Below are 11,976 nucleotides of genomic sequence, written 5' to 3' on the forward strand. Positions count from 1 at the left end.
AACCGATTTCGACACCGACGTAATACCGACAAAATACCGACGTTATACCAACATGGGTTTTTCAGCGTTTTCAGCGAATTAACCCGATTCTCTCGCACCAAGCGCCACAGCGGGAAATTTTGGTGTTCCGGACCGCCCCGCATGGTCGACGATAGCGCTCCGTGTGCCCGGTTAGCCAGGACGAAAAGCGCACCGGCTCTACGAGCCCAATACATCACCAGCGGGGATTTCAGGGGCCACGAGACAAAGGTGATCGCCGGGGTCAACGACCGGATTGCGCCGTTTGATCGCGACAATGCCATCACGGTCTGAATAAAGCTCATCCTGTATGATGCCGAAGTTATGCAGGTCGTAAACTGTTGCCAGATGCACGCCCTTAGTGACCACGTCCCCGAGGCGCACATGGAACTGTGCCAGACCGTGATGGCGCGCTGTAACATGAACGCTGCGATCACCAATATCAATGAAACGCGTCGGTTGCGCATCCGTTTGATCAGCAATCAACCCCAGATACGCCAACAACCGTAAAGTCGCCTGCAAACCGATCTCGAAAGAGCGTTTGGAAAATCGGCCCAGCCCGCCCAATTCGCATGCCAGGAAGCGTGTCTGTTGATGATATGCCGCTGTGTCAAAATCACCGCCCGTCCCGTTAATCGGGCAGACCATGGTGAAAGGTGCGCCAAAAACCTTTGCCATTTCCAGATTGGCCTGATTCAACACCGCATCAGACCCGAGGCACAGAAAACAGCAATCGACATATTGCGTCGCCGTACCACCAGAGTGGAAATCAACAACGACATCCGCCCGCGGTATCAGGTGGGCGTCAACGAACCCAGCGATGGTTCCGGTTGGTCCCGCCCCCGCAGAACCCGGAAAACTGCGGTTCATATTGCCTTGATCCAGCGGAGAGACGCGTGAACGGTCCCGTACGGCCGGCGCATTCAGCGCGGGCAACAAAATAAGGCGGCCTGACAGGTTTTCGGGCTCAAACATCTGCATCAGGTGATGCAAAATGACCTGCCCTTCGTATTCGTCGCCGTGACTTCCAGCGGTCAGCAGAACCGTTGGCCCCGGCCCACCGCAAATGACGCCGACCGGCACACAGACCGAACTGAAGGCAAACTGGTTGTCCGAATGCTCCAACGTAATCATCCCAGTGCGTTTGCCTGGGCTGTCAAAATCGACAGAGGATCTTGCGGAGCCAAAAATCAGCATGGGTCACCTAAATTCGTCACCAATGCTTTCACAACATCAATGACAGGACAGAAATTAAAAACCTCTTGCCCTTCACGCCCCAACGGCAGCATCGGGCCAACCTGATCGTAGGCGTTTCGGACCTCGGCACCAAGACCTTCTCTTGGAAGGTCACGTATTTTTATCGCCCAGATGGCAATCAGTATTTCGTTCGCTAAAATCTGCCAGCCAAGGTCCAGTACCTCTTCGGTCCGCTGCACCGAAAGCGGCGCCATTCCGGACACGTCAATGGCCCCATCAACGATACCGTAAGAACACTCAAGCAATACCGGGACGGACAGCGTGCGCAGTTCGGCAAGGCGGGCTGCCGTCAGGTGGGGCAAGATGATGTTCTGAAAGCCACTTTCCGCCCGCGCCGGATCGGCAAACGCGGCAGGCAGGCCCGAAAATGCAGGGTTCTGCACTTTCATCGTGCGCTCGAAACTGACTGAAACCGCCACGGCCAACACCTGTCTCAGCATATCCATCGCACAGGTCAGTGGCGTGCTATCCATGTTGATCCCTGTCACGACCTCCCCCAATTCCAGAGAAACAACAGGATTGTCGCAGACACAGTTCAGATCATCTTCAAAAGCCTTCACTGCTGAATCATGTGCCTTACGCACGGCTCCATTGACGCGCATGGCAAAACGAAAGCTCAGCGGATCATGCAATTGCCGCCAATTTTCTGGTTTCCACAAGGCCGAGCCTGATAGGGCGGCCCGGATGGCTTCAAGGGATTGTTTCTGATGTTGATTTCTGTAGCAGGCCGCCATTTCAACGCGCAGGTAGGACAGATTTCCACGATGGGCCTCAAGCGAAACAGCGGCGGCCAGATCGAGCGCCCGAAGAAGATGCTTCGCTTGGCTCAGAACGATCGCCCCGTGCGCGATTGCAAAACTGTTATTGTTAACAAGCGAAACGGCCTCTTTGGCCGAAAGCGTGAAGGACACGCTATCCTCTGGATCCGGCGGCAGGTTTAAGACAGCGCTGGATAGTTGTGCCAACGGACCCAAGTCAGAAGAGCCGGTCGAGATATTGCGCCGGATCTCGGGCATCTGACCGGTTTGAAAAAATTCCAGCAGGTGTCGGATCAAGACTGGGCGAATTCCCAGCCGACCTGTTGCCGCGTTGTTTAACAGTACCAGCAAGGCCGCACGAACCACCGCTTCGTCAAAGGCCGGGCCGGGAAAACTGGTTTGCTCCGAAATGATCACTGCGCGGTTGAACGCCTCGACCTCATCGTCGTGCAAGCGCCGATCCTTTTGCGAACCCACGCCCGTGTTGATGCCATAGAGTGGTTTGCCACTTTGCATCATTGCTTCGACTATGGCACGGGCCTCTCCAACCCGGTTCCACGCTTCCTCTGACAGATCGACAGCGCATTTCCCGCGCACAAGGGCAACCAGGGTATCAACAGTAAGGCTTTCGCCATCCAACAGGGTGGTTTCTGCATCTTTCATGGCCCAAGAATCTCCGCTTTCCGCCGCACCACATATGCTTCAAGCTCCTCTTCTATCGCCGGATCAATCGGGGGCTTTTCATAGTCACGCAGCAGCTGTTTCCAGATCATGTTAGCGCGCTCCGTTGCTGTCTTGGCACCATCCTCTTGCCAGGCCTCGAAATTCCGCCAATCAGAGAGCAAGGGGCTGTAAAAAGCTGTTTCATACCGGGCCAGCGTATGTGCCGTGCCAAAGAAGTGGCCGCCCGGCCCTGCTTCGGCCATGGCATCCAGTCCAAGCGCGTCTTCGCTCAAGTCGATTGGGTCAAGGAACGCCGCCTGCATTTGCAGCAACTCGGCATCGAGGATCAGTTTTTCAAACGAACAGGTCAATCCGCCTTCCAGCCATCCGCCCGCATGCATCATCACGTTGATGTGGCCTTGGATACAGGCATTGATCGACATGTCGGATTCGTAGGTTGCCTGAGCATCCATGCAGGCCGCTGCCGTCGTGTTGGAAGATCGGATCGGAATGCCATAGCGCCGTGCCATCTGGCCCGAAATGATCACGGATTGGGCATATTCGGGCGTGCCGAAAGCGGGTGAGCCGGTCCTCATATCCACGTTTGAGGTGAAATGCCCGTAGAACACGGGCGATCCGCGACAGGCCGCTTGGCCCAGCACAATTCCCGCCAGCGCCTCGGCATTCTGCTGCACCAGGGAGCCACCGATCGTGGCGGGACTCATCGCGCCTGCCAGCGTGAAAGGGGTGATATGTACCGGCTGACCGGCACGGGCAAATTCGATCACAGCTTCGGCCTGTCCATCGTCGAAAAGCAGTGGTGAATTGGTGTTGACGCCGCCCAGAATGCCCGGTTTTGCGCGCAGACCTTCGTCATCGGTGCCGAGCGCAATTCTAGCCATCTCGATGCAATCTCGCGCACGGGCGGCGGTGTTCATCCAGCAGGGTTGCCAACCCTTGTCGCAGAGTGTGGTTTGCGCCAGCATCATGTCCAGATGCCGGGTTTCGGGTGGCAGTTCCAGTGGCTCACACCCCGCCCCACCTTCATGGTGGAAGATGTTCAGCGATGCTGAAAGCCTGACGAAATTGCGCATATCCTCGAGCGTTCCGGCCCGTCGGCCCCGGTCAAGGTCAGAGACAAAGGACGGCCCGCAAACGGTGGCAAAAGTCAGGGAATTGCCGCCCACCGTCACGCTCTTCTCCGGATTTCGGGCATGGATCATGAATTCCGCCGGAAGCTCGGTTAGCGTCTCCTCGACCATGTCCGGTTCAAACCGAACGCGATCACCATCCACATCCGCGCCAGCCTTGACCAGAAGCCGGCGTGCCACCGCACTGTCGACCTTGAGACCGATATCGCGCAGCACTTGCAAACTGGCCTGATGGATGGTTTCAACTTGATCGACCGAGATCAACTCAGTCGGGCGTAACGGGTTCCGTACCTCGCCAAACGGTCTTTGGCCAAGACCTGTTTCACGAGTTCTGCGGGTGTTGCGGCGACGGGACATTTCTTTTCTCCTGAATTGACGTGGCATTTGGCGGTATGGCCGCCATCCCGCCCGCCCAGGTTTCTTCACCCATCACCGCAAAGAACTTACACATCAAAATCTCCCCCAACTCAGATATAACCACTGTAGCGCTTTGGCACGACAGCGCGATGCAACCACTCCACGCAAGCGATGAAGTCAAATACCGGTAGCCCGGTTGCGCTCCTCACCTCATTTGCAAAGGGTGGCAGACTGGTGCATTCCAGCAGGACTGCCCCAATATCGGGGTCTTGCTCCCGGCTCCCGGCGATTGCATTCAGAACATCTTTGCACAGGTCATCATATTCAAAACTGATAGCCGTACCCCCCATACAAACGGCGTTGAAAACCTTTGAGTCGTCCAGACCGGCAAGCGCGATCCTGTGACCCAAGTCAGCACCAACAGCAGAAAAAAACTCACTCGTCAGCAATTTTGCTGCGGCGGTTACAACCAACACTTTCTGATCCGGGTGGATCATCTGCTGGATAACGGGGAGCATCATCAGCGGCGACGTCATAACAGGGATGCTGACATGCTTCGCCAGAACCGGCTGGATCAACGAAAAAAATCCACAACACATTGCGATAGCGCGCACCCCGTCGCGTTCCAACTGAACAGCCGCGTCGATGCAACTCTGAACCTCGGCAGTATAGCTGCCATCTGCCTTGGTCAGCGGTGGGTATGGATTGTCCTCAAGCCCCTTGATCTGACGCAGCAGAACCGGAAACGGATAGCTTGTCGCATTTCCCACATCACCCGGCGGCATGGGAAATAGCTTGTTGTCGAACATCAGGATACCAACACTGTAGCCCTGATAAGAATGCCCGCCTTTGATGATCATGACCGCCTCCTCGCTTCAGGCTCGCATCCGAAGACCTTGGGGATCGTATAACGGCGCAGGGCACAGCGTTGCGGGGCGTAGCTGTCCTAGGATTTCCACCGCATAATCGCCATTCTCTCGAAAAGCATCCGGCGTCACATACCCAAGCGCGATGTGTTGTTCGACCTGCGGCCCCCAGCCACCGGATGAGATATATCCCACGGGCTCACCATCCAGAAAAACCGCCTCATCCCCCCAGATGGCGCAGTCACCTGCCTCCACTGTGAAGGTGACCGGGCGTTCTCGTGGGACGGCATAGGCCATCACCGCGTCGCGTCCGACGAAATCCCCCTTATCGGGCTTCACATGGTGCATCATCCCGCATTCATGGGCCAGGTAATCCGGGCTTAGTTCAGCACCCCAGGCCGGAAAGCTCTTTTCAAGCCGCAGCATCATCAGGCTACGCAATCCGGCCAATGTCAGACCCAGCGTTTCGCCCTCACGGCGCAGCGTGTCAAAAAGGGCAAGTTGGCGGTCACGCGGCATATAGATTTCATATCCCGTCTCCCCGGTATACGAGACCCGGATGGTCGTGACACCCGCGATCCCGGCGACGGTCATGTCGGCCGCATCGAGAAACCGGAAATGCGCGCTGTCCATCTGGTGATCAGCAAGCTTGCTGATCAGGGCCTGTGCGTTCGGTCCGGCAATATGCAGGCCGGCCAGCGTGTCGGACACATTCCGCAGACTGACCCCGTCAGCGGGCAGGTATTTCGCGAAATACCGCATGAAAGCCAGTTGCATCGCGTAGGAGCCGATGACCAGAAACCGGTCCCCCAGATTGGAAATGGTGAAATCGCCCAGCAATCGGCCCTTATCCGACAACATGGCGCTCAGGCACATGCGCCCCGGATTCGGGAGCCGGTTGGTCATTACGCGGTTCAGCCAACGTTCGGCACCCGCACCTGTGACTTCGAATTTCGCCATGTCGGAAAAATCGAACAGCCCTACAGCATCACGCACGCGCTTGCCCTCGTCCGCCACCGGCTGCCACCAGTTGGGCTGGCGATAGGTCAGGCTGTCTTGCGCCTTTGTTCCCGTGGGTGCGAACCACGTAGCGTGTTCGCCGCCAAACGCCGTGCCGAACACCGCACCGGCCTCTGCCTGCCGGTCATAAACCGGGTTCTTGCGCTGCGGGCGGGCGGCATCGAAGCTCTGGTAGGGAAATATCTTCTCGGACCGGTTTTCATAGAAATACCGGGTCATCTCTTCGGTGTATTTCCTGTCCGCCCAATCCCCGAACCGCGCCACATCCCAATTGAAAATATCGATCTCTGGCTCGCCACCGATGATCCATTCCGATATCACCCGGCCGATCCCCGCGCCCTGATTGAACCCCGCCATCACGCCATTGGCGCAGAAATAGTTGCGCAGGGCCGGGTGCGGGCCGATCAACGGGCTCAGATCCGGCGAAAAGATCATCGGTCCGTTGATCACTCGTTTTACCCCTGCCTCGGCAAGACAGGGCATGATTTCCACGGATTTCTCGAAGTTCCATTCCATGCAGGATAGATCGTCGGGCAACAGCTCGTGCCCGAAATCAGCGGGCGTACCATCCTTGGCCCAATGTGTGCAGGTATCCTCGTAAGCACCCAGCAGCATCCCCATGCCTTCCTGCCGCGCGTAACAACCGGTTTCATTGTCGTTGATCTGGGGCAGCTCAAAACCGAGGTTTTCGACTATCGGGATCGGTTCCGTCACCAGATAGTGATGTTCGACCGGCATCAACGGCAGCTCGATCCCGGCCAGCCTGCCCACTTCGCGCCCCCAGAGGCCGGCGGCATTGACCACATATTCGGCGTGAACGGTACCAGCCTTTGTCACCACGTCCCAGGTTCCGTCGACCCGCTGGCGGGTCGCGGTCACCGGCCTGTGGCGATGGATGGTTGCCCCCAATTGGCGCGCGGCGGCGGCAAATGCCTGCGTCGCCGAGGCCGGATCGACATGGCCGCCTTCATCCTCCCAGAAGGCGCCGATCATGTGAGTTGTGTCCAGCACCGGCGCCTTTTCCTTTGCTTCGTCAAGTGAGATGAAATGACCCTCAATCCCCAATCGTCGGCATGCACTTTGCATCATGGCGTTGCTGTCGATCTCCTCCTGTGTGCGGCAGATGTTGATGCCGCCGGTAAAATGGAATCCACAGGGTTGGCCGCTTTCTTCTTCCAGCATGCGATAGATCTGGAAAGTATAGCGGTGCATTTCCGCGGCTGAGTTGGGCCGCACGACGGTAAACAATCCACCCGCCGCGTGCCAGCTGGAGCCCGAGGTTAGTTCCTGCCGCTCAAGCAGCATCACATCGGTCCAGCCGTTTTTGGTCAGATGATAGAGGATCGAGCAGCCAACCACGCCGCCCCCGATTACAACAACACGGGCTGTCGCATTCATGCAGAGATACCTTCGGTTTTCGTTTCACTTCGGGCTCGTTGCCCGTCTTCTAATCTCCCAAGGCTGCCACCAGCTTGCGACGCTCGACGACGGCCTCATCCAGCCAGTCGGTGCGCATTTCCGGCACCGAGTTCAGCAATAATTGCGTGTATTCATGACAGGGCGGCGTCAGCACCTGATCCACGGTGCCTTGCGCCACGATACGTCCCAGCCGCATTACCGCGATGCGCTCTGATATCTTGGCGACCGTGGCGATATCATGAGTGATGAACATGTAGCTCAGGTTCAACTCGTCCTGCAGGTCTTCGAGCAGGTCAAGGATTTGCTGCGCCACGATTGTATCAAGCGCCGAGGTGATCTCATCACAAATGATCAGCCGGGGTTCTGCCGCCAGTGCGCGGGCCAGGTTGACCCGTTGCCGCTGTCCGCCCGAAAGTTCAGGTGGGAAGCGCCAGGCGAAATCGGTTGGCAGATCGACCCGTTCCAGCAGACGCGCGACCTCTTTATCGGCCTCACGTCGCGACAGGCCGCGATAGAACTGCATGGGTCGGCTGAGTATCTTGTTCAGGCGCTGACGTGGATTCAGCGCGACATCGGCCATCTGAAAGGCAAACTGTATCTGCCGCAGGTCTTCTTTTGAACGCTGCCCGACGCTCTGCGCAAGTTGTTGACCGTCCAGATATATCCCGCCCTTTTTGGCGCCCATCAAGCCCGAGATTAGGCGCCCAAGCGTAGTTTTGCCCGACCCGCTTTCGCCAATCACACCCACTGTTTCGCCCGCGTGGATGGTAAGGTCGATATCCTGCAGGGCGATTATGTCCTGGTTTGGTCCATAGCCTGCGGTTGCATTCCTGACCTGCAGCAGTGGCGCGTCCTCGTTGGTTACAACCGGCGGGGCGTGAATTTCGTCGGGCATCAGATGCGCCGCCGCCATCAGGGCCTTGGTGTAATCATGCTGCGGATCGCTGATGATCTGCTCGGTTGCACCATATTCGACCATCTGGCCGTCTTTCAGCACGAGAATATGGTCGGCCACCTGTGCCACCAGCGATAGATCGTGGGTCACGTAGATGGCGGCGGTATTGTGATCCTTAATCAGTTTCTTGAAGGAATAGAGAACCTCGATCTGGGTGGTCACGTCCAGCGCCGTGGTGGGTTCATCCAGGATCAGCAGGCGCGGGTCGCTGATCATCGCCATCGCCGCCATCAGCCTTTGCAACTGTCCACCCGACACCTGATGCGGGTAGCGTTTTCCGATATTGTCCGGATCGGGCAGTTCGAGATCACGATAGAGCTGTGCCGCCTTGGCCAACGCGTCGCTGCGGCTCATCGCGCCGGTGATGATCGGGATTTCCGTGACCTGCGCGTCGATTGTCATCGCCCCGTTGAAGGAGGCCGCAGCGGATTGTGCAACATAGGTGATGTCCTTGCCGCGCAACTCCTGCAAAGCTGCCAGGGATTGATCCAGCACATTGACACCGCCCAGCTCCACCGAGCCGCCGGTTATGTGGCAACCAGGCCGCGTATATCCCATGCACCCCAGCGAGATCGTCGTCTTGCCCGACCCGCTTTCACCGATCAGCGCGATCACCTCACCCGGCTGCACATCGAACGAGATATCATCCACGATCTTGAACTCGTGACCTTTCTTGTCACGGACCGAGACATCAAGATTGCGAACTTTCAACAGTGGCGCTGGCATATCAGATCTCATCCGGCAATTTCGCGCTGGACCGCTGCAACAGCCAGTCGACGAAGACGTTCATGGAAATGGCGATCAGAGCGATACCGAAAGCCGGATAGAGCGTGGTGTATTCGCCATAGAGGATCGCCTGCATGTTCTCCTTGACCATGACGCCAAGATCGGATTGCGGCGGCTGCACCCCCAGCCCCAGAAAACTGAGCGCCGAGATGAAGAGGATGGCATAGGTAAAGCGAATGCCGAATTCGGCGGCCAGCGGTGTCAGCGCGTTTGGCAGGACCTCGTGCCAGACGATCCATCCCTTGCCTTCGCCGCGCACAATGGCGGCCTCGACATAATCCATCACCATGATGTTGACCGCCAGCGCCCGGGAGACGCGGAAAACCCGGGTCATGTCGATAAACGCGATGGTAAAGACAAGCACCACGAAAGATGATCCAAGCGAGTTGATCACGATCAGCGCCAGCATCAGCGCCGGAAAGCTGAGCATCGCGTCGTTAACGCGGCTCATCCACATATCCACCCGGCCACCAAAGGCCGCCGCCAGAAACCCCAGGCCAACCCCTGCAAAAAACGACAGGAAGGTGATGACCAGAGCCAGAAACAGGGTAATCCGAACGCCGTAGATGAGGCGCGAAAGCACGTCTCTGCCAAGGTAATCACTGCCCAGCCACATGATGTCACTGGGCGGCTCAAAGCTTTCGTTGGTCAGGATTTCACCTTCTCCGTAGGGTGCGAACCACGGCGCAAATGCACCCACCAGAAAGACGAAGATCAGAAACAGCACCGCTAGGGTGACACCGGGTGTCAGATCTGAAACGGCCTCGCGCAGTTCTCCCTGCCATGTTCGCGCCTGTGCGGTCATTTCTTGTACCTCACACGCGGGTTGGCCATGATCGACAGGATATCCGCCGTCATGTTGAGGATAATGTAGACCGAGCAGAAGATCATGGCACAAGTCTGCACGATCGGCACATCCCGGTTGGTTACCGCCTCGACCATGTAGCGGCCCAGACCGGGGAAATTGAACAGCGTCTCAATCACAACGACCCCACTGATCAGGTAGGCAAGGTTCAGGGCAATCACGTTGATGATGGGACCAAATGCGTTGGGCAAGGCATGCCGCAGCAGAAGCCGTCGACGCGGGACACCTTTAAGGATCGCCATTTCAATCGCCGGGCTGGACAGGACATTCAGCACCGCAGACCGCGTCATCCGAACCATGTGTGCCAGGATCGTGAAGGTCAGCCCCATCACCGGTAGGATCAATATTCTTATCCAGTCCACAAGCTCGTAACTTGGCCGGATCGAGGCGATGGCCGGAAGCCACCTTAACTTGACGGCAAAGATCGTCACCAAGACCACGGCAACCAGAAAGTCGGGAAAGGAAATCAGCGCGAGCGAACTTGAGGTAATCGCCCGATCGACGATGCCGCCAGGTTTCACGGCCGCTGCAAGCCCCAGAATGATCGACAGCGGAACGGCAATCACTGTCGTGCAAAGTGCAAGAATGATCGTGTTGCTGGCACGCCGGCCGATCTCGGTTCCGATATCTGCGCCATTTGCCAGAGAAGTCCCGAAATCACCGGTGACGAAATTTCCGAGCCAGACAAAATAACGAATATGAAGCGGCTGATCGAGCCCCAAACGCTCTTTGATTTGCGCGACAAGTTCGGGTGTGGCCCCCTGCCCCAGAATGGCATGTGCAACGTCTCCGGGCAGGATTTCCGTCCCGATAAAAACAAGTACCGATACAAACAATAGCGTCCCGACGCCAAAAACCAGCCGCTTGCCGAGAATTTCCAGAATGCTCATCGCAAATCCCCCTCGCGCAGAGCCGTTATGGCTGGAGAATTGGATTAACTGTGATCACAGATTGCGAATAATGCAAGAAATACTTTGTTGCGCTGACATCTAATTCGACAAACGCTAGCCAAGTTCGCGAAAAAGTTCGACACCCCAGCGAGCATCTTCTTCCATGAGGCGGCGCGTTTCTGCCTTATCCCGCTGACCCAATGCAGTGATTATATGGTCGTGTTCGCCCATCCATTTGTCCGGTTTTACAAGATTGGTGATACCATAGGCCAGCCACGGGCCCGTTCGCACATAAAGCGCGTCGATCATGGATTGCAGCGCGCTGTTGCCAGTCAGCGAGTAAACATGCCGGTGAAACTGGTAATTCGCGAACAGGAAGTCCGAGGCATGCTGTTTTCCCCATGCCGCTTCCAGATCTATATTGTGTTTCCGCAGTATCTTTATATCTGCTTCGCTCACACGTTCCGCAGCGATCTCTGCAGCAGCCCCCTCCAGCACGGCGCGGACGAAAAACAAATCTGCTGCCTGTTCAGATGTCAGGTTGGGGACCCGGTAGGCTTTCTTAGCTGCGCCGATCAACGCATCTTCAGAGGCGAGTTGGCGCAATGCCTCACGGACCGGCATTGCCGAGACTTTGTATTCTTCAGCCAAGGTGCGAATGGACAAGTTTTCCGCAGGCCTTAGATCACCCACGATGAGTTTCCGCTGCAAGTCCGAATAGATGCCTGCGCTAAGATTTGCAGGCGCGCTGATATCCGGTTTGAGGGCCTGATTCATCTAACAGTTCTCTCTCATGATCTCTTTCGCGTTTAGCCCAGTAGAGGCCAAATTGCCAGATTTTACGTGCCACCACTTGTTGGTCGAAACACTTCAAAGTAGCTTGCTTTTGCATTCATTCTGTGATCACAGTTTATGATAACCTAAAAACAGGGCTGCCAAAGCCCGCATAAGGGTGGTGGCATCTGATCACC

9 protein-coding genes are annotated in these 11,976 nt (G+C 56.8%); all 9 read right to left on the minus strand.

Annotated elements, in window-relative coordinates; genetic code table 11:
• Positions 1-198 precede the first annotated feature (198 nt).
• A complete protein-coding gene (locus Q1B27_RS05090; protein WP_299844504.1) occupies positions 199-1,215 on the minus strand; it encodes a succinylglutamate desuccinylase/aspartoacylase family protein in 1,017 nt (338 codons plus the stop codon).
• Positions 1,209-2,696, minus strand: a complete 1,488-nt coding sequence (locus Q1B27_RS05095; protein WP_299844507.1) for an aromatic amino acid lyase — start codon at positions 2,694-2,696, stop codon at positions 1,209-1,211. Before Q1B27_RS05095 ends, Q1B27_RS05090 begins: the two co-directional genes overlap by 7 nt.
• A complete protein-coding gene (locus tag Q1B27_RS05100; RefSeq protein WP_299844510.1) occupies positions 2,693-4,204 on the minus strand; it encodes a trimethylamine methyltransferase family protein in 1,512 nt (503 codons plus the stop codon). The genes Q1B27_RS05095 and Q1B27_RS05100 overlap by 4 nt, the downstream gene beginning before the upstream one ends.
• A gap of 110 nt (positions 4,205-4,314) precedes the next feature.
• Positions 4,315-5,064 (minus strand): aspartate/glutamate racemase family protein, encoded by a 750-nt coding sequence (locus tag Q1B27_RS05105; protein WP_299844512.1) that lies wholly within the window; start codon positions 5,062-5,064, stop codon positions 4,315-4,317.
• A 15-nt stretch (positions 5,065-5,079) separates the two neighbouring features.
• A complete protein-coding gene (locus Q1B27_RS05110; RefSeq protein ID WP_299844515.1) occupies positions 5,080-7,488 on the minus strand; it encodes an FAD-dependent oxidoreductase in 2,409 nt (802 codons plus the stop codon).
• A gap of 49 nt (positions 7,489-7,537) precedes the next feature.
• Entirely contained in the window at positions 7,538-9,190 is a 1,653-nt protein-coding gene (locus tag Q1B27_RS05115; protein ID WP_299844517.1) for an ABC transporter ATP-binding protein, read from the minus strand.
• A 1-nt stretch (position 9,191) separates the two neighbouring features.
• Positions 9,192-10,055 (minus strand): ABC transporter permease, encoded by an 864-nt coding sequence (locus Q1B27_RS05120; protein WP_299844520.1) that lies wholly within the window; start codon positions 10,053-10,055, stop codon positions 9,192-9,194.
• Positions 10,052-11,005, minus strand: a complete 954-nt coding sequence (locus Q1B27_RS05125) for an ABC transporter permease (RefSeq protein WP_299844525.1) — start codon at positions 11,003-11,005, stop codon at positions 10,052-10,054. The genes Q1B27_RS05120 and Q1B27_RS05125 overlap by 4 nt, the downstream gene beginning before the upstream one ends.
• A 114-nt stretch (positions 11,006-11,119) precedes the next feature.
• Positions 11,120-11,782, minus strand: a complete 663-nt coding sequence (locus Q1B27_RS05130) for a GntR family transcriptional regulator (RefSeq protein WP_299844528.1) — start codon at positions 11,780-11,782, stop codon at positions 11,120-11,122.
• Positions 11,783-11,976 lie beyond the last annotated feature (194 nt).

The organism is uncultured Roseovarius sp. (assembly GCF_947489715.1).
In the GTDB taxonomy this organism is placed as follows: Bacteria; Pseudomonadota; Alphaproteobacteria; order Rhodobacterales; family Rhodobacteraceae; genus Roseovarius.